This window comes from Flavobacterium sp. AK-301, from assembly GCF_058310215.1.
Genome location: NZ_JBZEES010000010.1, coordinates 30,668 through 54,970 on the forward strand (window position 1 = coordinate 30,668; position 24,303 = coordinate 54,970).

At 33.6% G+C, this 24,303-nt stretch carries 21 protein-coding genes and 1 riboswitch; of the genes, 2 read left to right on the forward strand and 19 right to left on the reverse strand.

Translation table 11 applies throughout. The features are described 5' to 3' along the window. Positions 1–202: 202 nt before the first annotated feature. From AC4FQX_RS12320 to AC4FQX_RS12365, 10 genes are all read right to left on the reverse strand, one after another. Positions 203–529 (reverse strand): nucleotide pyrophosphohydrolase, encoded by a 327-nt coding sequence (locus AC4FQX_RS12320; RefSeq protein WP_491168009.1) that lies wholly within the window; start codon positions 527–529, stop codon positions 203–205. Position 530: 1 nt separating this feature from the next. Further along, the gene (locus AC4FQX_RS12325) at positions 531–2,555 is read right to left on the reverse strand and encodes a transglutaminase family protein (protein ID WP_491168010.1); all 2,025 of its coding nucleotides are present in this window, start codon (positions 2,553–2,555) and stop codon (positions 531–533) included. A gap of 9 nt (positions 2,556–2,564) precedes the next feature. Then, positions 2,565–4,469, reverse strand: coding sequence for a DUF3858 domain-containing protein (locus AC4FQX_RS12330; RefSeq protein WP_491168011.1), 1,905 nt, complete (start codon positions 4,467–4,469; stop codon positions 2,565–2,567). 49 nt (positions 4,470–4,518) lie between these two features. Further along, the gene (gene dtd / locus AC4FQX_RS12335) at positions 4,519–4,971 is read right to left on the reverse strand and encodes a D-aminoacyl-tRNA deacylase (RefSeq protein ID WP_491168012.1); all 453 of its coding nucleotides are present in this window, start codon (positions 4,969–4,971) and stop codon (positions 4,519–4,521) included. 12 nt (positions 4,972–4,983) lie between these two features. Further along, positions 4,984–5,952 (reverse strand): ribosome small subunit-dependent GTPase A, encoded by a 969-nt coding sequence (gene rsgA, locus AC4FQX_RS12340; protein ID WP_491168013.1) that lies wholly within the window; start codon positions 5,950–5,952, stop codon positions 4,984–4,986. A 93-nt stretch (positions 5,953–6,045) separates the two neighbouring features. After that, on the reverse strand, positions 6,046–6,570 hold the full coding sequence (locus tag AC4FQX_RS12345) for a hypothetical protein (protein ID WP_491168014.1): 525 nt from the start codon (positions 6,568–6,570) through the stop codon (positions 6,046–6,048). Positions 6,571–6,769: 199 nt separating this feature from the next. Beyond that, the gene (locus AC4FQX_RS12350) at positions 6,770–7,852 is read right to left on the reverse strand and encodes a chorismate mutase (RefSeq protein ID WP_491168015.1); all 1,083 of its coding nucleotides are present in this window, start codon (positions 7,850–7,852) and stop codon (positions 6,770–6,772) included. Positions 7,853–7,862: 10 nt separating this feature from the next. Next, positions 7,863–8,720 (reverse strand): prephenate dehydrogenase, encoded by an 858-nt coding sequence (locus AC4FQX_RS12355; RefSeq protein ID WP_491168016.1) that lies wholly within the window; start codon positions 8,718–8,720, stop codon positions 7,863–7,865. A 22-nt stretch (positions 8,721–8,742) separates the two neighbouring features. Next, entirely contained in the window at positions 8,743–9,888 is a 1,146-nt protein-coding gene (locus AC4FQX_RS12360; RefSeq protein WP_491168017.1) for a pyridoxal phosphate-dependent aminotransferase, read from the reverse strand. Position 9,889: 1 nt separating this feature from the next. Then, complete coding sequence (locus AC4FQX_RS12365; RefSeq protein WP_491168018.1) at positions 9,890–10,714, reverse strand: prephenate dehydratase; 825 nt, start codon at positions 10,712–10,714, stop codon at positions 9,890–9,892. Between the two features lie 608 nt (positions 10,715–11,322). Between AC4FQX_RS12365 and AC4FQX_RS12370 the strand changes: the two genes are divergently transcribed. Together AC4FQX_RS12370 and gldA are read left to right on the forward strand one after the other, a co-directional pair. Further along, on the forward strand, positions 11,323–12,087 hold the full coding sequence (locus tag AC4FQX_RS12370; protein WP_491168019.1) for a hypothetical protein: 765 nt from the start codon (positions 11,323–11,325) through the stop codon (positions 12,085–12,087). Between the two features lie 79 nt (positions 12,088–12,166). After that, positions 12,167–13,063, forward strand: a complete 897-nt coding sequence (gene gldA / locus AC4FQX_RS12375; protein WP_491168020.1) for a gliding motility-associated ABC transporter ATP-binding subunit GldA — start codon at positions 12,167–12,169, stop codon at positions 13,061–13,063. 251 nt (positions 13,064–13,314) lie between these two features. Here gldA and metF read toward each other — a convergent pair whose 3' ends face one another. The 9 genes from metF to AC4FQX_RS12420 form a co-directional block, all read right to left on the reverse strand. After that, entirely contained in the window at positions 13,315–14,268 is a 954-nt protein-coding gene (metF, locus tag AC4FQX_RS12380; RefSeq protein ID WP_491168021.1) for a methylenetetrahydrofolate reductase [NAD(P)H], read from the reverse strand. Between the two features lie 17 nt (positions 14,269–14,285). Beyond that, positions 14,286–17,147, reverse strand: coding sequence for a methionine synthase (gene metH, locus AC4FQX_RS12385; RefSeq protein ID WP_491168022.1), 2,862 nt, complete (start codon positions 17,145–17,147; stop codon positions 14,286–14,288). 2 nt (positions 17,148–17,149) lie between these two features. Further along, the gene (locus AC4FQX_RS12390) at positions 17,150–17,503 is read right to left on the reverse strand and encodes a four helix bundle protein (protein WP_491168023.1); all 354 of its coding nucleotides are present in this window, start codon (positions 17,501–17,503) and stop codon (positions 17,150–17,152) included. 274 nt (positions 17,504–17,777) lie between these two features. Further along, entirely contained in the window at positions 17,778–18,776 is a 999-nt protein-coding gene (locus AC4FQX_RS12395) for a homocysteine S-methyltransferase family protein (RefSeq protein ID WP_491168024.1), read from the reverse strand. A 75-nt stretch (positions 18,777–18,851) separates the two neighbouring features. Then, a riboswitch (SAM riboswitch) is annotated at positions 18,852–18,974 on the reverse strand. Between the two features lie 129 nt (positions 18,975–19,103). Next, complete coding sequence (locus AC4FQX_RS12400; RefSeq protein ID WP_491168025.1) at positions 19,104–20,105, reverse strand: alpha/beta fold hydrolase; 1,002 nt, start codon at positions 20,103–20,105, stop codon at positions 19,104–19,106. Positions 20,106–20,166: 61 nt separating this feature from the next. Beyond that, positions 20,167–20,604, reverse strand: a complete 438-nt coding sequence (locus AC4FQX_RS12405) for an OsmC family protein (RefSeq protein WP_491168026.1) — start codon at positions 20,602–20,604, stop codon at positions 20,167–20,169. Continuing rightward, positions 20,601–21,902 carry an O-acetylhomoserine aminocarboxypropyltransferase/cysteine synthase family protein gene (locus tag AC4FQX_RS12410; RefSeq protein WP_491168027.1) on the reverse strand — a complete coding sequence of 434 codons (1,302 nt, stop codon included), beginning with the start codon at positions 21,900–21,902 and terminating at the stop codon, positions 20,601–20,603. The genes AC4FQX_RS12405 and AC4FQX_RS12410 overlap by 4 nt, the downstream gene beginning before the upstream one ends. Before the next feature lie 463 nt (positions 21,903–22,365). Further along, positions 22,366–23,295 (reverse strand): hypothetical protein, encoded by a 930-nt coding sequence (locus AC4FQX_RS12415; RefSeq protein WP_491168028.1) that lies wholly within the window; start codon positions 23,293–23,295, stop codon positions 22,366–22,368. A 59-nt stretch (positions 23,296–23,354) separates the two neighbouring features. Beyond that, positions 23,355–24,284, reverse strand: coding sequence for a hypothetical protein (locus AC4FQX_RS12420; protein ID WP_491168029.1), 930 nt, complete (start codon positions 24,282–24,284; stop codon positions 23,355–23,357). Between the last annotated feature and the right edge of the window lie 19 nt (positions 24,285–24,303).

Sequence of the window (24,303 nt, forward strand, 5' to 3'; positions counted from 1 at the left end):
TGATTTGTAAGAGGTTATTTGTGGCTTCGCTAACTTTGAAACTCTATAACTGTTGATCGTTTTAATTGATAGTTGATAGTTCTCCGGTTTATCTTTTAACCACAAAAAAGCGCAAAGATTTATTTCCCGCAAAGACGCAGAGCCGCAAAGTTTTTGAAATATCCTATATCTACTATCGTAAATCATCTCAATACTATTTCTACTATTTCAGCTTTTCATTATTATGATGACGGTCATGGTCTCTTTTGGATTTCAGATCCATCTTTTTATCAAAAGCCTTTTGAAGATCAATTCCTGTCTGATTTGCTAAACACAAAACCACAAAAACAACATCTGCCAGTTCTTCACCCAAATCTTTATTTTTATCACTTTCTTTTTCGCTCTGCTCTCCGTAACGTCGGGCAATAATACGGGCTACTTCTCCTACTTCTTCTGTAAGTTGTGCCATATTCGTTAATTCATTGAAATATCGAACTCCGTGTTCTTTAATCCATTTATCTACTTCTTGTTGTGCGTTTTGTATATTCATTTTATATTTTTTTAAGAACAATTTTCTCTGTCTGTTTTTCAAGCATTCTCTGATAAAAATCTTTTAAAGCCGGATAACCTTCTGCTCTGACAATTATATTATTAATATCCTGACTCATTACAACTTGAATATTTTTTCCTGAATTAACAACATTGTATTTAAATATACTCGTATTATCTTCTAATTGCATTACAAACAGCTCCGGAACAGATTCTACTTCATAACCTTCAGGTATCTGGATATTTATGGTATATTTCTCCTGATGGGGATAAACAAAATCTACGGGATATTCTCTATTGTCCTGTTTAAACGGATTTTCGGTTGTTACAGAAAACAACAAAGGTGAAAAATAAATTTTATCTCCGAGTATTTCGCCGTGTTTATTATCTCTAAAAGAATATGTTTCTACAACAGGCTTTGATATATCCACAGCATTGTCCACAATATACTTCTCTATTTCGATATGGTTTAATTTTTTCTCAAGTTGCTCTAAATAGCTATCTTCATTCACTCCGGTATATTTTTTCCTGAACAAAAAGGCATTATGATCTGTATATTGTGTTCTTAACTTTCCTTCAATTACTCCGCTTTCTAAAATCGCATAATTCATTATAGTGTTTTCTTTAGCATTACTCTTAGGCATAAGGTCGATTTCTACTGATGTTCCTTCCGGCCTTATCAATCTCCCAATCCAGTTAAGTGCTCTAACGGGTAATATATTCGGAGCACTGTATTTGTCCGTTGCGTCTAAAAGTATATAACCATTATTCTGTTCGACTGCTGCAATTACATAATTAAAACTGGTTCTACTGGGAAATAAAGAAATCCCATTGGATCTGGTACTTACAATCACCGGATCTGCTACAATACCGGCATATCTTAACATCGCTGTCAGCATCAGATTAATTTCGGCACTGTTTCCGGTTCTGCTTGTATAGGCTTTTCTTACTCCGTCATTACACGAATATCCATAATAATTATTCCAGTTCATTCTTGATTTAACATAATTGAAAATCAATGTTATTTTTTCTTCTCTATTATTTATTCCTGACAGCAACTCATCAATATCTTTCTCAAAGTATCCGGTTCTTTTTAATTCGGATCCAAAATCACTGTTGTTATTAATTGATTTAGCAACCTCATCCCAAGTGGTAGAATAAGACTTAAATTCACTATCAGGGAATCGTGTCATAGATAACTCATTCTGAAGACTGGCTCTATAATTATTTATATTATTAACATACGATTCTCCTTTTAATGCGGGTATATTCTTTAATGTATATATTGAACTCGTTTCGTTAAATTCTAATATTCCTGAAACTAAACGAGATCCTGAATCAGCCGTCAAACCACCTATTTTCGCAGATACTCTGCTGGAATAATTTTGCTTTTTTATTTTTTTCTCTGTTTGAATTTTTGGAGAGAAAAACCCTCTTGACCGCGTATTATAAACATAATATTCCGGAACAACTGTTTTATATTCTGAATAATCAACCGGAATACCATACTGAAACTTCCATTCCGGTAATGTTGCCGGATTAGGGGATTTTATAGTATACTGGTATTCAATAACAGAACCCTCTTTTACATTAGGCATTGTGATTTTCTTTTGTTCCCAATATTTATTTATAGATTGTGTAAACTCTCCTTCATTTTTTAATTTTGTTTTTTCAATTTTACCATCTACTAGATTATAGGTAAATGCTTTTGAAAAAGTAACGACTTCTTTTGGTGTGCCAAAAATATAATAATTGACTTCTCTATTTGCCCAGCCATATCCTTCTTTGGTATAAATTTTAATCTTCATCTCTACTTCGGTAACTACAGTAAATCCTTTTTCTGTACTATAATCAAAGTAGGTTTTTCCTCTACTAAATAGTATTGCTGCGGATGCTTCAGGATCTTTAGAGTGTTTTTGTTCTAAAAGTTCCTCAATAGTAACTTTTCCTAATTCCTGCTTCTGAGCAAAAAGATCACTAAATATAAATATATTTAGTAAAGTTAATAATAATGTAATTTTTCTCATAAGTAATAATTAGTTTTTTGTCAATATTAATTTTGTGCTGTCATAACGAACAATCTGTTCTCTGAATAATCGGTAATCATTATACTCACTACTCGCATATAAACCTTCTTTCATTAATATGGAGCGTTTATAGAGTATTGTATTATCTTCATTCCTACTAAACTCCAGTTTATAATCTCCATATTTGTTGCTTAACGCTACATTTTCCGGTATCATTTCGACATCAAATCCTTCGGGTAAAGTTATAATCACCTCATCTATATCGTAAAACCCTCTCTTTACCTCGAAAGAACTACTACGCTTTCTATATCTCTTAGGAACACTTGTATTTAAATTAAATGCATTTGCTACAAAAATTAATTTATCTCCTATTTTATCAGCGTAATTCACCGCAGAAAATCCAATTTCTTCTGTAAAAACAATTCCTTCTTTATCATTGTTTAATTTAAAATCATCTATCTTAAGATTATTGACATTATCAAAATAATATTTATAATATTCAATCCGATCTGTAGGTGATAATCTTTCTTTTGTTACTCTCTCATCATACTGAGAACCATTGGTAATAATAGATAGTCTGGCTTTAATATCTCCTTTTTCAGTAATTGAATAACGCCCTTTTGTTTCTTGTTTATTTACTTCTCCAATAAATGCTTTTGTAGTAACTATTTTGCTGTCATTCGGTTTTATCATCAGAACATCTCTGTTATCGGTAAATATTCCCTGAAACCCAAAAGGCTGGGTCTGGCTTGTGCATTCCAGCCATATTATATCTTCTCCATTCGGGATTGCCAAAATTGCATGGTTCCCCTGCATAGCAACAAAATCCGACTGGATATTTCTACTTGGTTCTCCACTATATACTAAAGTGTAATAGGAGGGTACCCCTACTACTTCTAATAAAGCTTTTGTATAATTTGTCAATGCCTTGCAATCTCCGTAACCCAAACGATCAACGTCTTTCGCTAACATTGGTTTCCATCCTCCAATGCCTATCTGAATACTTACATAACGTGTTTTATCTTGTACATACTGATAGATTATTTTTGCTTTTTTGACAGGATCTTTTTCTATACCTACGAGGTCTTTAATTTTATTTTGTGTTTCAATACTTAATTGGTCTGTACCGACTAATAAATTCTGGTAACACCAGTCTCCAAACTCTATCCATGTTTTTGCTTCTCCATTAACTCCTTCTAAATGAAATTTATTGAAAGTAATCATTAAATGAGGTGCGGTTTTATAGAAAGACGGGCTATATTCTTCTTTTTTTATAGCGGCTACATTCTCTATGCTATAACTTAACTTTCCTTCTTGTTCTTCTTTTTTTATTACATAATCGGATAGATTTACCTCTTTTTTTCGTAAACCCAAATCAGAAAGATAATTAAGATTAAAGATGTTTTTTTCTACACTTACAAAATACCCTTCTAAAGGGCGCCAATACGGTAAAAAAGCAGTATTAGAAGTTTCTATCTCACTTTCATATATAACTGTAAAAGGATATGCTATTGGAGTATAATCCAGATAGAGAATCCTGTCATTGGAAAAAACCGAGAAACCATCTACCAAACTGGTGTCTTTGAAATCTTTTTTGGTAATTTTTTTGATCTCTATTCCTGAAGCATTATAAATCACAGCTCCAATTTTTTTCACCTTATAGTTTGGGCTATACCTCTCGAAAGCGCTAATATGAATAATTCCTTTTTCATTTAAAACAGTTACTATTCTTCTGTTTTTTACAATAAGATTCTTCTGTGAGGAAAGATTGACATCGATCTGATTCAATCGAATAACAGCACTTGCATTCTCTTTAAGTTTGGAAGGGATTAAAGCAACTGATACATCTAATTTCTGGGCTTTTACTGATGAAAATTGGCAGAATAAAAAAAATAAAAAAACTCTTAAAGGCATGTTAAAACAATTTCGCCAAAAGTAGAGTATTTTCTTATATTTCCAAACTTTAGTCTCTCTTTTTACTGTCAATAATTATTGTAACAGGTCCGTCATTCAGAAGGCTTACCTTCATGTCTGCTCCAAACTCTCCGGTTTGTACCGATTTCCCCAGTTCTTTTTCAAATTGCCTGATGAATTGCTGATAGATTGGAATAGCTGTATCGGGCTTAGCAGCCTTGATATAGGAAGGTCGATTTCCTTTTTTTGTACTTGCCTGAAGTGTAAACTGACTTACTATTATTACTTCTCCGTCAATATCCTGAACGGAAAGATTCATTATATCCTGATCGTCTCCAAAAATTCGCATCTTCACAATTTTTGCAGCTAACCAGTCTATGTCTTCCTGAGTATCAGCTTCTTCAACTCCAACAAGAACTAACAACCCTTGTTTTATTTCACTTACTTTTTTGCCTTCAATGGTTACTAAGGCTTCGCTTACTCTCTGGATAACGGATTTCATAATGGGTATTTACTATTCTTGTTCGTCGGCTCGTTCTTCTCCATAAATATCAACCCGGTAATGTTCGTCATCACCTTCTAATATCTGGATATAACTTCTATAACGAGACCAAGCTATTTTGTCTCTTTCTAATGCTTCTTTTACTGCGCAATGGGGTTCGTCTTTATGTAAACAGTTGTTAAACTTACACTGATCTTTTAATTTGAAAAATTCAGGGAAATAATTACTTATTTCTTGTTTTTCCATATCAACAATTCCAAAACCTTTGATACCGGGGGTATCTATGATTCTGGCATCAAAAGATAAATCGTACATTTCTGCAAATGTCGTAGTGTGTTGCCCCTGTTTACTCTGTTCTGAAATCACTGTTGTTTTTAAATTCAGCGAGGGCTCCATTGCATTAACCAAGGTGGATTTGCCTACTCCTGAATGTCCTGAAAACATACTGACCTTACCAATCATCATTTTCTTTAACTCCTCTACTCCTGTTCCTTCTGTGGAAGATACTCTGAGGCATTTATATCCTATCTGAGAATAGGTATACTGTAAATACAGTTGTTCTTCTAATGTGGCTTCGTCAAAGGAATCTATTTTATTAAAAATCAAAACGGCTTCTATTCCGTAGGCTTCTGCTGTAACTAAAAAACGATCAATAAAACTGGTCATCGTAGGCGGATTATTAATCGTAATTAATAAAAAGACCTGATCAATATTAGAAGCAATAATATGCATCTGTTTTGACAGATTTACCGATTTTCTTACAATATAATTTTTCCTGTCATGGATGTGGTGAATCAGTCCTGTTGTTGTATCTGAGGTTTCTTCGAGATCAAAATCTACTATATCTCCTACTGCTATGGGATTGGTACTTTTAATTCCTTTCATACGGAATTTCCCTTTCATGCGACATTCCATAAAGGTGCCATCCTCAGCTTTTACTGTGTACCAACTTCCTGTAGATTTATATACGATTCCTGTCATACCGCAAAGATAATCAGATTTTTTTGGTTTAATAAAAAAGAAAGGGGCTATCTATTAATAGACAACCCCTTTTTTAAATACAAAAAGTTCTTTTTAATATTTATATGCAATTCCTTTTTTAATCGCCTGAGATCCTCCAATACTATTTGAACTCGCTCCAACTGTTGTTTTATCATCAGTCATTAAAACAAAAGGACAGCCTAGTTTTGCTGCTTCCATTTTTAATTTTTTCTCGGCTTTTTTATCTCCGGTATTTCCGGTCTGGAAATTAATCAAACCAGTTTTTCCTCTAACTTCTCCAGCTTTTTTCAAACCTGATGAATAACTCTTATCTTCAAGAATTACAACCTTTTCCCAATCTTTTTCTGATTTGATTTGAATTTTATCGCTTACCTCCTGAACACGACCACTCTTACCATAAGTAATCTTTTCAACAGCATATTTTCCAATTGTATTTTCGGCATCTTCATTAGCGTATTTAAATACAATTGTATACTCTTCAACTTTTACAACATTCCCATTAACTACCTCTCCATTATGTTTAATAATAACATCGGATTGTGCTTTTAATGTACTGAAACTAAAAGCTAAAACAAGCAATAAAATAATTTTTTTCATTTGTTAGAATTTAAAATTTAAAAACGCAATAGTACGAAAAAAATTACAAATAAAACATACTATTAAAAAAACACCTCTATAAAATCTAAAAGATTTATAAAGGTGTTTTGTGTTTTATAACGTAAAAAAATATTCAAGAAACAGGACAAATCCTATTTTAATCATTATTATAAACGAATTTATCCTGTTTTTATGATTTTTATCCGTTAATTATTTTTTCCTGATGGTTAATGGATTCCTGATGGATCGCTTTGAACATTCTTAGAATAAATTCTTCACTTAATCCTTTTTCATCTCCTTCTAACACCATTTTCCCAAGAATCTCATTCCAACGTTTGTTTTGTAAAACGGCTACGTTATTCTCTTTCTTTAATGCTCCGATCTGATCTGCTACTTTCATTCTCTCAGCCAGAATATTCAGTATTTTACTGTCTGCATCGTCAATTTTGATTCTTAATCCTGCCATTTTCTGATTGTAATCTCCTTCGCTTTCTGTTTCTTTACGAATAATCAGACTTTTAATGATCTGTTTTAAAGCAGTTGGTGTTACTTGTTGTGCTGCATCACTCCACGCATTATCCGGATCAATATGGGTTTCGATTATCAAACCGTCATAATTCAGATCTAATGCTTGTTGTGATACTTCCTGAATCATATCTCTTTGTCCGGTAATATGTGACGGATCACAGATTAATGGTAAATCAGGGAATTTATTCTGTAATTCAATAGCAACCTGCCACTCCGGAATATTTCTGTATTTTGTTTTTTCGTAAGTTGAGAAACCTCTGTGGATAACTCCCAGTTTTTTGATATTAGCATTGTATAAACGTTCTACTCCGCCTAACCATAAAGACAAATCAGGATTTACCGGATTTTTAACCAATACTATTTTATCTGTTCCTTGTAAAGCATCTGCAATCTCCTGCACTGCAAAAGGGTTAACGGTTGTTCTGGCTCCTATCCACAATACATCTATATCATGTTCTAAAGCTAATTTCACATGGGCGGCATTTGCCACTTCTGTTCCCATTAATAATCCGGTTTGAGCTTTTGCTTTCTGTAACCATTTTAATCCGATTTCTCCAACTCCTTCAAATCCTCCGGGACGTGTTCTCGGTTTCCAGATACCTGCTCTGAAAACGCTTACTTTTGAATCTTTTAATTCGTTTGCAATTGCTAATACCTGCTCTTCTGTCTCGGCACTACATGGTCCTGCGATCACTAATGGGTGAGGCAAATTGAAATCTTCTAACCATGTTCTCATTTCTTTACTGTTTTTCATAACTAATAATTTACTTCTTGATTTGTATTCCTTTTAATATTTCTTTTATTCTGTTTACGCCTTCCATCTCTTGATAAATGGCTTCATAATTATCGTCTTCTAATAATTGTTTGAATTGGGTAAGATTACTAATGTATTCTTCTAAACTCTGAACAACTTGTTCTTTATTCTGCTGAAAGATGGGTGTCCACATTGCCGGTGAACTTTTAGCAAGACGCACTGTACTTTCAAATCCACTACCTGCCATATCAAAAATATCTCTTTCGTTTTTCTCTTTATCGATGACTGTTTTCCCTAACATAAAGGAGCTGATATGCGACAAATGAGACACATAAGCTATATGTTTATCGTGTGCTTTGGGGTCCATATACCGAATACGCATCCCAATATCAAAAAACAACTGTAAAGCTTTTTCCTGAATCAAAAATGCTGTTTTTTCTACTTCACAGATAATATTGGTTTTTCCCTGAAAAAGACCTTTTATGGCGGCTGATGGTCCGGAAAATTCTGTTCCGGCTATTGGATGTGTTGCTATAAAATTTCGTCGTCTCGGATGATCTGTTATTGCATCACAAATTGGTTTTTTTGTAGATCCTACTTCAAAAACAATGGCTTCATCTGAGATCAAATCCAGAACTTGTGGTACTATTTTTAAAGCTATGTTTACCGGAACTGCTACAATAACCCAGTCTGCTTTTTTCAAATCATCAAAACCGGCAATCTCATCTATAACTCCTAATTTCTTTGCTTCTTGCAAATGATCTTCATTCTGATCAATTCCAAACACGATTGCCTCAGGATGCAAAGTCTTTATATCTAAAGCTAATGACCCTCCTATCAGTCCTATTCCTACTATAAATACGTTCACTTTAATTTTTTTTATTCAGCCTCTAAAACCGACTGATTGCTTCCTTAATTTTTTCTTCTTTTATACATAATGAAAATCGGATATATCCTTCTCCGTTACTTCCAAATATGGTTCCGGGTGTTATAAACAAATCTTTTGTATATAATATCTCATCGATAAAATCTTCTGCTGATTTTACTCCTTCGGGTAATTTTGCCCAAACAAAAAGACCAACGCTTTCTTTATCATAGGTGCATCCCAATTTATCTGCTAACTGAAACATCAGGTCTCTTCTCTTTTTATAGATTACGTTTAAGGCTTCAAACCAGTCTTTTTTACTTTTTAAAGCTTCGACTGCTCCTTTCTGAATACCGTAGAACATTCCACTGTCCATATTACTTTTTACTTTAAGTACGGCATCGATCGCTTTTGCATTTCCTAAAACCATTCCTACACGCCAGCCTGCCATGTTGAATGTTTTACTCAGAGAATTCAGTTCCAGGGCTACTTCTTTTGCTCCTTCTACTTGTAATAAGCTGATTGGATTATCATTTAGAACGAAACTATACGGATTATCATTTACTAATAATATGCTGTGCTTTTTTGCAAAAGCAATTAGTTTTTCAAATAAAGGAATAGTTCCATTCGCTCCTGTCGGCATATGCGGATAGCCTATCCACATCATTTTTACTTTTGATAAATCCTGTTTTTCTAAGGCTTCAAAATCCGGCTGCCAGTTATTTTCTTCTGTTAAATTATAATACAGAGGTATTGCTCCTACTAGTTTTGTCACAGATGTATAGGTTGGATAACCGGGATTAGGAATCAGAACGGCATCTCCTTCATTTAAAAAAGCCATCGAAATATGCATGATTCCTTCTTTGGATCCCATTAACGGCAATATTTCTGTATTGGGATCTACTGTAACATTAAAGTTCGTTTTATAAAAATGGGCAATTCCTTCGCGTAACACCGGCAATCCCTGATAACTCTGATACTGGTGTGCTGTCTCGTCTTCCATTGCATTCTGAATGGCGCTAATTACTGCTTTTGACGGAGCGAGATCCGGACTCCCAATACCCATGTTGATCACAGGCTTTCCTTCTGAAAGTAGTTGTCTTACTTCTCTCAGTTTTTTTGAAAAGTAGTATTCTTCTACTGTATTCAAACGTTGTGCTGCTTCTATCATATTACATTGCATTTTTATATTCTCCTAATACTTTAAATTCTTCTGCCATTATTTCCAGTAATGATTTTGCTTTTGCATAATCTTTATAGGTATCAAATGTTACATCTACAAAAAAGGCATATTTCCAGGGTGTTTCTATTTTTGGTAAAGATTGAATTTTAGTTAAATTCAATCGGCAATCACTCATAACATTTAATACGGTCGCCAAACTTCCTCTTTTATGATCTAGTGAAAATTTTAAAGAGGCTTTATTAATTTCTTCGTGTGATAGTACTGAGTTTTGCTTTTTAACAATCACAAAACGGGTCATATTATTTCTTATCGTCTGAATATCGGGAGCGATTATTTCCAGATTGTACATCACGGAAGCAACTTTACCTGCAATTGCTCCGATTCCTTTTAATTGGTTTTGCTCTATTCTTCTGGCTGTTTCTGCTGTATCTACATCTTCAACCATTTTAATATGAGGATACTGAGCAAAAAAATCGGCACACTGTAATAATGCCATCGGATGGGAATGCACTTCTTTAATATCCTGAATGGTCTGACCTTTTAAAGTCATCAAATTTTGTGAAATATCTAAATAATACTCTCCTATAATATGCAGATTATTTCTGTCAATCAAAGCATAGTTTGGAATGATAGACCCTGCTATAGAATTCTCCAATGCCATAATCCCCTGATCGGATTTATCTTCCATCATGTTTTTAACTAATGCATTAAATGAAAGACATTCTTCTACAATAACATCCTGATTGAAATACTCAAGGGCTACCTGATGATGAAAAGAGCCTTTAATACCCTGAATTGCGATTTTTGTGTTCATATATGAGCAAAAAAAAATCCCGATTTTCATCGGGATTTTATATTAGATTTATTTAATTACATTTTTAGATTAAATAACAATACGACAATCCCTTTCTTCTTTCCAGAAAAAATAAAATGAATTGCTAAAATAAAAACTGTTATTTAACATTGACTTGTTCTTTTATTGATTAACGTCAGGAGCAAATTTATAGAATAAAAACATAGGTTCAACAAAAAAATTAAAAAAAGTAGAAAATTAACTGATTTTTAAGTTTTAAAAATAAAATAGATACTTATTTAGATCTCTTATAAACATTCTTATCTATTAAATTTTGTAAATAAACCCAACAGCTAGACAAGAAAAGAATCAATAACATTATTTTTTTATGAAAAATAATCTTCTTTTTCAATTTTTTTCGTTATTGAAGATATTAAATTAACTTTCAACACCTATATTGATTACAATCTAAAAAAGATAATTCTCTTTTTTTTAATTAAAAAAAATTAAAAAATAATGTAAAAAATCAATATATATATATATTTAATCTTAAAACACAGCCAATTACACACAAAAACCTTAGATAACCATACAAAACCAATACATTTGCATAATTTTAAAAAATAAAAATGGAAATAAAGAGAATAACCTTATTATTGATATTACTGATTGTTGGAACAAAGTGTTTTTCACAAATTAAAATCGGAAATACAACTACTCCTAATGAACCTGAAACCCAATTAGACATCTACAGTAAAGGAGGTAAAGTCATGAAATTAGTAGACATTAATAATACAGAAATACTTACAATATTAGATAATGGTAATATTGGAATTTCTAACCAAAATCCAACTAATAGATTAGATATTAATGGAAATATTTCTATTAAAGGTAAAACCTATGTAAGCAAAACAACAGCTAAGCCTACAGCAGATGTGTCTCCGGTTGTAATTGATAATAGTACTGGAGAATTAATGTCTCTTGCACCATCTTCGTCTGGAAATAATAAGCATTTTTCCATTATAACTTATAAATTGGAAAATGTAGAGGGCGACTGGGTAGGAAATTTTGATACAAAAATACCGGTGAGCGAATATTCTGTAATAGTAACCTCAGCAACTTTTAACCTTCAAAATATTTATCCTAGTCATATAGATACTTCAAAGCCTCATTTTAATCCAGTAGAATATTATGCTTATGTACCTACTAGCTCCTCAACCTGGAGTCTTTACGCTGATTATGCTGGAGGTGCTCCTGCTAAAAACAGCAATGGTAGCTGGACTATCACCGCATTAGTAATCTCTAAAGCTTTTTCACAAGTAATTCCTTCAACAACATATAATCTTGGAGGAAAAAATACTGGTAATGCAAGTACTAAACCAAGTCAATTATAAATTAATTACTATTTTTAAATAGGAGCGTTTTAAAACCTAGTTCGTAATTTATTATTACTTTTGTCTAAAATCATCTATTATGTCAATAGAAGTCACTAATATCACTAAAAGCTACGGTAAGCAAAAAGCATTAGACAGCATTTCTTTTTCTATCAGAAAAGGAGAAATTGTAGGGTTTTTAGGTCCAAATGGTGCAGGAAAATCTACTTTAATGAAAATCCTTACTACTTATATTAGTGCTGATGAGGGACAGGCTTCTGTAAATAGCAGTGACGTAAGTACACAGCAACTTGCGGTACAAAAATCCGTTGGTTATTTACCGGAACATAATCCTCTTTATCTTGATCTGTATGTGAGAGAATATTTGGGTTTTAATGCTGATGTTTATAACGTTTCTAAATCCCGTATTCAGGAGGTTATTGAACTAACGGGATTAACTCCGGAAGCACACAAAAAAATAGGAGAACTTTCTAAGGGATATCGTCAGCGTGTGGGATTGGCAAATGCTTTACTACACAATCCGGAAGTATTAATTCTGGATGAGCCTACAACGGGTTTAGATCCGAATCAACTGGTAGAGATAAGACAATTGATTAAGAATGCGGGTAAGGATAAAACGGTTTTTTTATCTACGCATATTATGCAGGAGGTTGAGGCAATTTGTGATCGTGTAATTATTATTAATCACGGTAAAATTGTTACGGATAAAAAACTGAATTCTCTGATAACAGAGAAGGAACAGGTTATTGAAGTGGAATTTGATTATCGGGTTGAGGAAAAACTAATTTCCGGTATATCAAATATAACGGGGTATGTCAACACGCATGATTTTGTCTGGGAACTGACTTTTGCTTCTGATAAGGATATGCGTCCTGTTGTATTCGATTTTGCTCACGAAAACGGACTGAAAACACTACAGCTTAATCAAAAAAACAAAAATCTTGAGGCTCTTTTCAGAGAGATAACTAAGGGATAGTGCTCAGTATTCAGTAATTCAGTATACAGTTCTCAGTATTCAGTTTAATAAGACTACGGAAATGTAAAAGTCCATTCTATTAGTAAATTTAAAAATATCAAAGTGTATTTTTTACTGATAGAATATATCTTAAATCTCTGTCGTTTAAAAAATAGAAAACTAGCCTCCTTTTTTGTAAACTGAATACTGAAACTGTAAACTAATTCTCCTCTTTCTTCTTGATTCTTGATTCTTGGTTCTTTCTTCTAATTTTAGAATAATTCTGAAGCGATTTTTTTTACACTTTCTGCTTTGCCCATGGAGTAGAAATGTAATATGGGAATGCCTGCTTTTATTAATTCTTTTCCTTGTTGCAAACACCATTCAATGCCTATTTCTTTTATATTTTTATCTTCACTTTTTACAATGCTCATAATTAATTCATCGGGTAGGTCTACTTTGAAACGATGTGGAATCAGATTTAGCTGTTTTTTTGTTGCAATAGGTTTTAACCCGGGAATGATAGGTACTGTAATTCCTTCTTTTCTGCATTTTGCAACAAAATCAAAGTATTTCTGGTTATCAAAAAACATCTGGGTTACAATATAGGTGGCTCCATTTTTTATTTTTTGTTTCAAATAATAAATATCACTGTCTAAACTTGGTGCTTCCATGTGTTTTTCGGGATAACCTGCTACTCCTATACAAAAATTAGTTTCTGATAGATTTTGCAAATCACCGTCCAGATAAATTCCTTTGTTCAGATTATCAATCTGGGTTACTAATTCAGTTGCATAGCAATTCCCATCTTTTTCGGCTTTAAAATAGGTCTCACTTTTTACAGCGTCTCCTCTTAATGCTACTACGTTTTCAATACCTAAAAAATCGAGATCAATCAGAAAATTCTCGGTATCTTCTTTTGTAAAACCACCACACAGAATATGAGGAATAGCATCTACTTGATATTTATTCTGAATAGCGGAACAGATACCAACTGTTCCAGGGCGTTTTTTTACGACTTTTTTCTCTAATAATCCATTCGATAATTCTTTATAAACATATTCCTCTCTGTGGTAGGTCACATCTATAAAAGGAGGTTTAAACTCCATTAACGGATCTATTCCATCAAAAATAGATTGTATCGTCTGCCCTTTTAATGGGGGTAATATTTCAAATGAGAATAATGTTTTTCCTTGTGCGTTTTCTATATGTTCGGTAACTTTCATTTTTTTATATTATTTTATTAATCTGCAATATTTGGATTCAGCCACTTTTGAGCGGTTTCGAAAGGAATATTTCTCCTTTTGGCATAATCTGTTACCTGATCTTCTTTTATTTTTCCTAATCCGAAATATTTACTCTGAGGATTTCCAAAATAATAACCGGATACGGAGGAAGCAGGCCACATTGCCAGACTTTCCGTCAAAATAATTCCTGTTTCTTGTTCTACATTTAATAGTTTCCAGATCGTACTTTTTTCTAAATGATCGGGACAGGCAGGATAACCGGGGGCGGGTCGGATTCCTTCGTAACTTTCTTTAATTAAAGCCTCATTCGTCAGAACCTCATCAGAAGCATAACCCCATATTTCTTTTCTGATCTTTTTATGTAAATATTCAGCAAAGGCTTCTGCTAAACGATCTGCTAATGCTTTAATCATTATCGAATTGTAATCATCCTGATTTTTTTCAAATTCTGCTGCTTTTTCGTCTACTCCAAATCCTGTGGTAACACAAAAAGCGCCCATATAATCTGTTTTCTTCGTTTCTTTAGGCAAAATAAAATCTGCTAATGCAATATTGGGAGCTCCTTTTGTCTTCTGAGACTGTTGTCGTAATGTCAAAAAAGTAGCAAGTTTCTTTCCTTCTTCATCTGAAATAACAATATCATCATCATTGACCTGATTTGCAGGGAAAATACCATATATCCCTTTTGCTTCCAGCCATTTTTCTTTTATAATGGCATCCAACATTTTTTTAGCATCGTTAAATAATATTACTGCTTGTTCTCCTACTACTTCGTCTTTTAATATATTAGGATATTTTCCATGTAAATCCCAGGTTTTAAAGAAAGGTGTCCAGTCAATATAATCTATCAGAAGATCTAGATTGATCTCTATTTTTTGGGTTCCGATAAAATTAGGTTTTACAGGGGCATAATTCTCCCAGTCTAATTTTAATTTATTGGCTCTTGCTTGTTCTATATTCAGAAAGTTCTTATCTCTGGATCTGTTCAGATATCCTTCTCTTAAAGTATCATATTCCAGTCTTACTGATTTTGAGTATTCTAATTTTGAAGCAGGATGTAATAAGTTTCCTGCAACTGTTACAGCTCTGGAAGCATCATTTACGTGAACTACTGTTTCTTTATATTCCGGCGCTATTTTCACAGCTGTATGTGCTCTGGAAGTCGTGGCTCCGCCAATCATAATAGGGATTTTAATATTCAGCTTATCCATTTCTTTTGCTAAATAAACCATCTCATCTAATGAAGGTGTTATTAAACCGCTTAATCCGATAATATCTACATTTTCTTTAATTGCTATTTCAATAATTTTTTCAGGGGCTACCATAACACCTAAGTCAATAATCTCAAAATTATTACAGCCTAAAACTACTGCTACAATATTTTTACCTATATCATGAACATCTCCTTTTACGGTTGCCATTAAAACTTTTCCCGCCGACTGTGCCACGCCTCCTTTTTGGGCTTCGATAAAAGGTAAAAGATAGGCTACTGCTTTTTTCATTACACGGGCAGATTTAACTACCTGCGGTAAAAACATTTTTCCGCTTCCAAACAAATCTCCTACAACATTCATCCCGTTCATAAGATGAATCTCAATTACTTCAATTGGATTACGGACGCTTAGTCTTGCTTCTTCAACATCTATTTCTATAAATTCATCAAGTCCTTTTACTAAGGAATGAGACAATCTCTCTTCTACGGGTAAAAACCTCCATTCCTGCGCCTGTTTTTCTGTTACTTTATTTTCTCCTTTAAAGCTTTCTGCAAAATCTAAAAGACGTTCGGTAGCATCATCACGTCTGTCCAGTAAAACATCTTCTACATGTTCTAGTAAATCTTTTGGAATCTGATCGTAGATTTCGAGCATTTCAGGATTTACAATCCCCATTGACATACCGTTCTGAATGGCATAATATAAAAACACGGAATGCATCGCTTCTCTTACTCTGTCATTCCCTCTGAAAGAGAAAGAAACATTACTGACTCCTCCACTTATATTAACATAAGGCAGATTTTCTCTGATCCATTTTGTCGCTCTGAAAAAATCAATTGCATTTTGACGATGTTCTTCCATTCCTGTTGCAACAGGGAAAATATTAGGGTCAAAAATAATATCTTCTGCGGGGAAGCCTACTTCATCAACCAGAATATCATAGGATCGTTTACATATCTCTATACGACGCTCATAATTATCTGCCTGACCTTCTTCGTCAAAGGCCATCACAATTACGGCTGCTCCATATCGTTTAATTAATTTTGCCTGATGAATAAAATTTGCTTCTCCTTCTTTTAAACTGATCGAGTTAACAACACTTTTTCCTTGTGTTATTTTTAGCCCTGCTTCTATAATCTCCCACTTGGAACTGTCGATCATCACCGGAACTCTTGAAATATCGGGTTCGGACGCAATTAAATTCAGGAAGGTTGTCATGGCATGGACACCGTCTAACATTCCTTCATCCATATTAATATCAATAATCTGAGCTCCTCCTTCTACTTGTGCTCTGGCAATATCCAGTGCTTCTGAATATTTTTCTTCTTTTATTAATCTCAGAAATTTTCTTGAACCGGTTACATTGGTTCGCTCTCCTACGTTAATAAAGTTACTTTCGGGTGTTATAATTAAAGGTTCTAGTCCTGATAGTTTTAAGGTTTTAGTCTTATTGGTTGTTGGTTGTTGGTTGTTGGTTGTTGGATCCAAGCTGTTACCTACTGGTTCTTGGCTATTGGTTGTTGGTTGTTGGTTGTTGGTTGTTGGATCCAAGCTGTTACCTACTGGTTCTTGGCTATTGGTTGTTGGACCCAAGCTGTTGCCTACTGGTTGTTGATCAACCGTAATTATTTTTTCAGATAGCATTTTTACAATTTTTTATAATAATTGATAAATCCATTCACAAGTCTCTTGCAAGACTGAATGACTTCTAAAATGTTATTAAAATCATTCTCATTGATATATTTTTGATCTAAAGCGATATAACATTGTGTTTCTACTTCAAATAAAGAGCCTCTGGCAATATGAAGGAAATATATGGTTTCTTTTGATGTTTGTCTGCCACATCCTTCTGCTATATTTGACGGAACTGAAACGGAACTTCTCCTTATCTGATTCGTTAATCCGTATAATTCTTCTTTTGGAAATACTTTTGAACGCTCATATATTAAATTCGTTAATTTTCTACTTTCTAACCACACTTCTAATTTTGTATATCCCATATTGGTTGTTGGTTGTTGGTTGCTGGTTGTTGGTTACTGGTTGTTGGTTACTGGTTGTTGGTTACTGGGTATTAGTTGCTGGTTGCTGGTTCTGAACTGGTACATTTCGATTATCGGTTATTAGCTTATTTCGCTTTCGTAAATAAAATTCTATAGCTTTATATTCTTGTGTGTTTTTCATCCTTTTATTTAAGATTATTCTATTCTCTAACAATCATTAACTCATCCTTCAACGACTAACAACCAAATACCAACAACTATCAACCAATACCCATCAACCAACCACCACTCTCCTCGGCTCATACTGTGCTGCTAATTCAGCAATTAATCGAATATGTTCGGGATTTGTCCCGCAACATCCTCCGATAATATTAATTAAATCGTCTTCTAAATATTCTTTGATAAAAACCTGCATTTGTTCGGGTGTTTCATCATACTGACCGAATGCATTGGGTAATCCTGCATTGGGATGTGCTGAAATATTCAGTGTTGTATTTCTGGATAATCTTTTGAGATACGGTTTTAACTGATCTGCACCCAAGGCACAATTGAATCCGATACTTAATAACGGAATATGTGAAATGGAAATTAAAAAAGCTTCAACGGTCTGCCCGGATAATGTTCTTCCGGAGGCATCTGTAATCGTTCCGCTCACCATGATCGGAATATCAATTTTTCTGTCTTCTTTGACTTCTTCAATAGCAAATAATGCGGCTTTTGCGTTTAGTGTATCAAATATGGTTTCTACTAACAAAAGATCGGAACCACCATCGATCAACGCCTCTACTTGTTGTTTATAGGCTGTTTTCAATTCATCGAAAGTAATGGCTCTGTAACCGGGATCGTTTACATCCGGTGACATGCTCGCTGTTTTATTAGTCGGTCCGACAGAACCTGCTACAAATCTTGGTTTGTCGGGATTCTGAAGTGTAAATTCATCTGCCACTTCCCGTGCCAGTTTAGCGGATTCATAATTCAGCTCATATACCAGATCTTCTAAATGATAATCTGCCATTGCAATGGTTGTTCCTGAAAAGGTATTGGTTTCAACAATATCTGCTCCTGCTTCAAAATACTGACGATGAATATCACGAATAGCCTGAGGCTGGGTAAGAGACAATAAATCATTATTCCCTTTTAATGAATGAGGGAAATCTTTAAAACGTTCTCCTCTAAAATCTTCTTCAGAGAAATTATAACGTTGTAGCATAGTTCCCATAGCTCCGTCAAGGATGAGAATTCTATCTTGTAAAATTTTAAAAATATCGGACATAGAATGATAAACTTTAATTATTATCGATATGTCATCAGGAAAGAAAAAGGGGTTCTCCTCAGTGGAGTATTCTTTTTGTTATCTATCCGATATTTCCGGAAATAATCCGAAATTATGGTAGAATGTAGCACCTTCTTTATGGATAAAGGGTTGCTAAGGCTTCACCGGGTCTAATCCCTCTGCCTTTCGTGATAACGATCAATATTTGAAATGAACACTGCAAATTAATGTATTTTTATGCTACTAAGCAAGTTTCTTTTGTTTTTATTATATCTGTTATTTTCAGAATATCCGTCAATACATTTCCTATTCAAAATGATATTTACTTTATGAGTTGGCATAACTAATGATTTTTTGTTGATTAAAAATGGGTCCGATTATTTTTGACAGTTGTTCGTATTCTATTAAAAAAGCATCATGTCCGTGAACTGATTTTATCTCATGATAAAAAACATTTGATTTTACGGTTTGTATTGCTTCAAATGTTTCTCTATTTTCATCTGCTGTAAACAACAAATCTGTATCTACAGTAACCAAATGGATTGAAGACTTTATGGTTTGTACGACTTCTTTAAAAGGACTTCTTCCTCTTGTTATATCAATTGTTTTCAGCAAATGATTCATCAATTGGTAAGACGGCAATTCAAATCGTTTTTTCAGTTTACTTCCATGATGAAGTAACCATTCTTCAATCGAAAACAAATTCTCCTCATCGTTAAAAGAACGATCAAATTCTTTTCTGAAAGACTGCGGCGTTCTGTATAACATCATCGCATTTAGTCGGGCATCATAAACAGGATTTGTTGAATTCTTTAAAATTTTATCCTGCACCAGACAGCTTGCAATGACCCAGTTTGATGCCTTCCAGTCCGTTGCAACGGGAATTAAATGTTGTATATAATTCGGTTGTAAAGCAGCCATTTCCCAGGCAATGCCTCCGCCTAAACTTCCTCCGATTAATGCATATATTTTTTTGACCTGTAAATGCTGTAATCCTGAAAGAAAAAGAGAGGCAACGTCTCTGGCTGTAAAATCCTGATAATTTTCAATTAAATGATCTGCATCTCCATCAAAACCATTTCCGGGAATATTAAAAGATAGCACTGTGAATCGGTTAGTATCAATTATCTTATTTTCTCCTATTAATTTTTTCCACCAGCCTTTTGGACCTGCTACTTCTGAATTTCCGGTCAGAGCATGATTTACAACCACTACTTCTGCTGTTCCCAGAGGTAAACCAAAAGACTGATAGAATAAAGGAATTTGTTTATACAACTGTCCTTTTTCATTTAGAAAATCCGAGATAATTAACTTTTCTAACTGCTTCATAATTTTAAATACTATTTTCTTCTATATTCTGATATCAACCGCTACTAAATTGTAATTCTGATTACGAATGCGGGTTTATTAATGTCAGAATTACTACATTATTATTTACCAAATTATTCTGTACGGGATAACGCTCTTCTACTAATTGAATCCATTTTTGCAACTGACCAGATGTCGCATCCGTTGTTGGTTTCACAACAATCTCTATTTTTTTAAAACAGGATCTTTTAACACCTGCTTTCTTCTGATATTCAAAAGCTTCTGTTTCTCCTGAAATCTCAACCTGAAGCCCTTTTAGTGTAATTTCCAGCTCTTTTGCTACTAATTGTGCTACGGCATTAATATATCCTGCAAATCCTGCTAATAGATATTCTAACGGATTAGGCTCTTCTATCTCCGATCTTCTTTCGTTTATTTTTACATCAAACTTTTGTGATTTTACAAGAAATTGTTCTTCTCCTGCGATATACCCAAATGTGTTTATTGTTTTTAAGTTCATGACTCTTTTATTGTTTTCCCTTTCCTTATGGTCTCAAAAACTGATTTTAAATCTGCTTTTAAATCTTCTATATCTTCTAATCCTACGGAAAGTCTGATTAAATCTTTTGTTACTCCTGTTGTTACCTGTTGTTCATCGCTTAATTGCTGATGTGTTGTGCTTCCCGGATGGATAATCAGGGATTTTGTATCTCCGATATTCGCTAATAAAGAGAATAGTTTGGTTTCATCTGCTATTTTCTTAGCTGCTTCAAAACCTCCTTTGGGTCCAAATGTGACTACTCCGCTTTGTCCTTTTGGTAAATATTTTTTTGCGAGACTACGGTATTTACTACTTTCCAATCCCGGATAATTTACCCATGCAACCTCATCCTGATCTTCTAGCCATTTTGCTAATGCGAGCGCATTTTCACTATGTTTTTTCACTCTTACTTCTAGTGTTTCGAGTCCCTGAATAATCTGAAAAGCATTGAAAGGACTTAATGCGGCTCCGTAATCCCGTAGACCTTCTATTCTTACTTTTGCAATAAATGCCGCATTCCCTAAAGCTTCATGATATACTAATCCGTGATATCCTTCTGAAGGCTCTGTAAATTCAGGAAACTTACCGTTACTCCAGTTAAAATTTCCGCTATCAATAATAACGCCTCCTAAGGAAGTTCCGTTTCCTGAAATATATTTGGTCAGTGAATGAATCACAATATCAGCTCCATGTTCAATAGGATTTAGTAAATACGGAGAAGCAACGGTATTATCTACAATAAAAGGAACCTTATACGCTTTGGCTGCTTCCGAAATACCTTTCAGATCAATTACATCTAATTTTGGATTCCCTAATGATTCTGCAAAAAACACTCTGGTATTTTCTTTGGCCGCTTTCGTAAAATTATCAGGATCAGATGCGTCTACAAATGTTGTTGTTATCCCTAATCTTGGTAAAGTAACATTCAGCAGATTGTAAGTTCCTCCATATAAACTACTTGAAGCTACTATGTGATCTCCTGTTTTTAACAGAACGAGTAAAGCAGTTGCAATGGCTGCGGTTCCGGAAGCGGTTACTACTGCGCCGATACCTCCTTCGAGTTTTGCCAGTCGTTGTTCCAGAACATCATTAGTCGGGTTATTTAATCGGGTATAAATATAACCGGGTTCTGCGAGTGAAAACAAATTTGCTGCATGTTCTGAATTATCAAACACATAGGAAGAAGTCTGATAAATAGGAACGGCTCTTGTTCCACCATTTTTAGTTACGTCATGTCCTGCATGTAAAGCGTTGGTTGAAAATTTTAATGTACTCATAATTTCTATTTTTTAGGTTAGGTTAAAATCGTTGTAAAATAAAAAAGCCCTTTTGGAATGATTACCAAAAGGACTTTAAGGATTAGTATAAAACTAAGAATTAAGTCGTTCGCTTTTGGCAATAGCAACATCGGATACACATGTGCAACCTATTCATATTCATCATTTTTGCTATTACGGTTTTCATTATTAATTATAATTTGGTGTTAAACAAAAAAAGCCTCTGCGGTTTGCAGAGGCTTTTGCTGTATATTTTAAAAATTTAAAATTTAGGCAATAGTGTCCTCTGCGGAATTTTCCACATCATCATACACATATTGCAAATAGTAAATTTCATTTTTTCTCTTATTTAGTTTAACAAACTTCCGAACTATTTTTGGATTTACCAAATTTATTTTTAATTTTTTATTATTGTTATGTTTGGTTGCTGGTATTTGGTTGTTCGTTGTTGGATCAAAAAAACTTATCGAATCGGCTCAAAAGTACCACTGCCCTGTGGTTTATGAAGCATGAAATGAATATAAAAATCCGAATTATCATAATCATACATTAATGCATTCCAACCTCTAAATTCTTTATCTATTCTTTCTAATCTCACTAATTTACCATTACCATATAACACCATTTTATAATTTTCTATAGGATACATATTACCAGTACATCCTATATTTAGATTATTAAAATTATTTAAAGCTGTTTGATAAGCTTCTTGTGAATTAAAATAAAGAGAAATAGCCATCTCTTTATCGGCTGTTTTAGTTTTACTAAAAAAAACATTTGTTTTTCCTTTCTGCAATAAATCCCACATCTCATTATAATACGCCACTACTTCCTGTTCCAGTTCTTTTTGATCTAGTTTAGACAAATCAACACTGTAGCGCCAACCCTCCAGTTCATATGGTAAATCATTAATTTCAATTTCCCATTGCTGTTCATAATACGGTACCGGTGCCGGTAGTGTATCAAAAGTAAAACTATACAGTTCTTCTCCTGTTTTATAATCCATACCATCTTGTCTATAGTATTCAAAATTGTAAAGACGCATTGCCCAACTAAGACCTCCATCATGAATATCCTTAGGGTCAATCTTATCTCTGGTAGGAAGCAATGGTAAAAATTTAATTTTTATAGTATGTTTTCCATTGGTTAATAAAAAAGGATTAATTTCAAAAGTAGCATTCATCCCCCCCCCTTCATAGTTTCTATCAATAGGAAAGTCATCTAAATACAATTCATAATTAGTAAAGGCATTAATTTGTAAATCATAGCCTCGTTTTAGTTCATTAGTGTACGGATACGGTTCCATAGGTTCGAGTATATAGGTTTGATTGTTATTTTGTCCACAACTACTTAGGCTCACGCCTACTAATAGAATAAAGAATATTTTTTTCATAATCATTTGGTTACTGGTATTTGGTTGTTCGTTGTTGGATCAAATTATCATCAAAAAACTTATCGAATGGGTTCAAAAGTAGCACTGCCTTGAGGCTTATGGAGCATAAATTTTAACGAAGTATAGGAATCATCATAATCATACAGTAAAGCACCCATTCCTTTTAGATAATCATCTGTTCTTTCCAGTTGCACTAATTTACCATTGCCATATACCACCATTTTATAGTGTTCTATAGGAAGCATATTACTAGTACATTTAGTGTTTAATTCATTATAGTTTTCTATCCCTGTTTGATAGGCTTCTTTAGAAGTTTGATAAAGATAAACCGACATTTCCTTATTTCTTTTATTTCTTTTTATTTGATAGTCTCCTGCTTTCCCTTGCTGTAATAAATCTCGCATCTCATTATAATATGCCACTACTTCTTTTTCCAGTTCTTTTTGATCTAGTTTAGACAAATCAACACTGTTGCGCCAGCCCTCCAGTTCATACGGTAAATCATTAATTTCAATTTCCCATTGCTGTTCATAATACGGTACCGGTGCCGGTAGTGTATCAAAAGTAAAATTATACAGTTCTTCTCCTGTTTTATATTTTATTCCTTCCTGTCGATAATATTCAAAATCATATAATCGCATTTTCCAACGAATTGCTCCATTATAAATATCCTTAGGTTCAACCTTATTTCTAGCATGAAGCAACGGTAAAAATTTAATTCTTATAGTATGTTTCCCATTAGTTAATAAAAAAGGGTTAATCTCATAAGTAGCACTAATCCCCCCCCCTCTATACCATTTTTCAATAGGAAAATCATCCAAATAGAGTTCAAAATTTGTAGTACTATTAATTTGTAAATGATAACCACGTTTTATATCATTTATGTAAGGATAAGGTTCCATAAGTTCAGGGTTATAGGTTTTTGTTTTATTTTGTCCGCAACTGTTTAGGCTAATACCTGCTATCAGTATAAATAGGATTTTTTTCATAATCATTTGGTTACTGGTA

Coding starts and splice junctions, on each gene's coding strand:
- AC4FQX_RS12415 (WP_491168028.1), bottom strand. CDS start 23,295: ATGAAAAAAATATTCTTTATTCTATTAGTAGGCGTGAGCCTAAGTAGT.
- AC4FQX_RS12350 (WP_491168015.1), bottom strand. CDS start 7,852: ATGAAAAACAGTAAAGAAATGAGAACATGGTTAGAAGATTTCAATTTG.
- dtd (WP_491168012.1), bottom strand. CDS start 4,971: ATGAAATCCGTTATCCAGAGAGTAAGCGAAGCCTTAGTAACCATTGAA.
- metF (WP_491168021.1), bottom strand. CDS start 14,268: ATGAAAGTTACCGAACATATAGAAAACGCACAAGGAAAAACATTATTC.
- rsgA (WP_491168013.1), bottom strand. CDS start 5,952: ATGACAGGAATCGTATATAAATCTACAGGAAGTTGGTACACAGTAAAA.
- AC4FQX_RS12345 (WP_491168014.1), bottom strand. CDS start 6,570: ATGAAAAAAATTATTTTATTGCTTGTTTTAGCTTTTAGTTTCAGTACA.
- AC4FQX_RS12320 (WP_491168009.1), bottom strand. CDS start 529: ATGAATATACAAAACGCACAACAAGAAGTAGATAAATGGATTAAAGAA.
- metH (WP_491168022.1), bottom strand. CDS start 17,147: ATGCTATCTGAAAAAATAATTACGGTTGATCAACAACCAGTAGGCAAC.
- AC4FQX_RS12370 (WP_491168019.1), top strand. CDS start 11,323: ATGGAAATAAAGAGAATAACCTTATTATTGATATTACTGATTGTTGGA.
- AC4FQX_RS12365 (WP_491168018.1), bottom strand. CDS start 10,714: ATGAACACAAAAATCGCAATTCAGGGTATTAAAGGCTCTTTTCATCAT.
- AC4FQX_RS12405 (WP_491168026.1), bottom strand. CDS start 20,604: ATGAACTTAAAAACAATAAACACATTTGGGTATATCGCAGGAGAAGAA.
- AC4FQX_RS12360 (WP_491168017.1), bottom strand. CDS start 9,888: ATGATAGAAGCAGCACAACGTTTGAATACAGTAGAAGAATACTACTTT.
- AC4FQX_RS12330 (WP_491168011.1), bottom strand. CDS start 4,469: ATGCCTTTAAGAGTTTTTTTATTTTTTTTATTCTGCCAATTTTCATCA.
- AC4FQX_RS12390 (WP_491168023.1), bottom strand. CDS start 17,503: ATGGGATATACAAAATTAGAAGTGTGGTTAGAAAGTAGAAAATTAACG.
- gldA (WP_491168020.1), top strand. CDS start 12,167: ATGTCAATAGAAGTCACTAATATCACTAAAAGCTACGGTAAGCAAAAA.
- AC4FQX_RS12420 (WP_491168029.1), bottom strand. CDS start 24,284: ATGAAAAAAATCCTATTTATACTGATAGCAGGTATTAGCCTAAACAGT.
- AC4FQX_RS12395 (WP_491168024.1), bottom strand. CDS start 18,776: ATGTCCGATATTTTTAAAATTTTACAAGATAGAATTCTCATCCTTGAC.
- AC4FQX_RS12400 (WP_491168025.1), bottom strand. CDS start 20,105: ATGAAGCAGTTAGAAAAGTTAATTATCTCGGATTTTCTAAATGAAAAA.
- AC4FQX_RS12325 (WP_491168010.1), bottom strand. CDS start 2,555: ATGAGAAAAATTACATTATTATTAACTTTACTAAATATATTTATATTT.
- AC4FQX_RS12410 (WP_491168027.1), bottom strand. CDS start 21,902: ATGAGTACATTAAAATTTTCAACCAACGCTTTACATGCAGGACATGAC.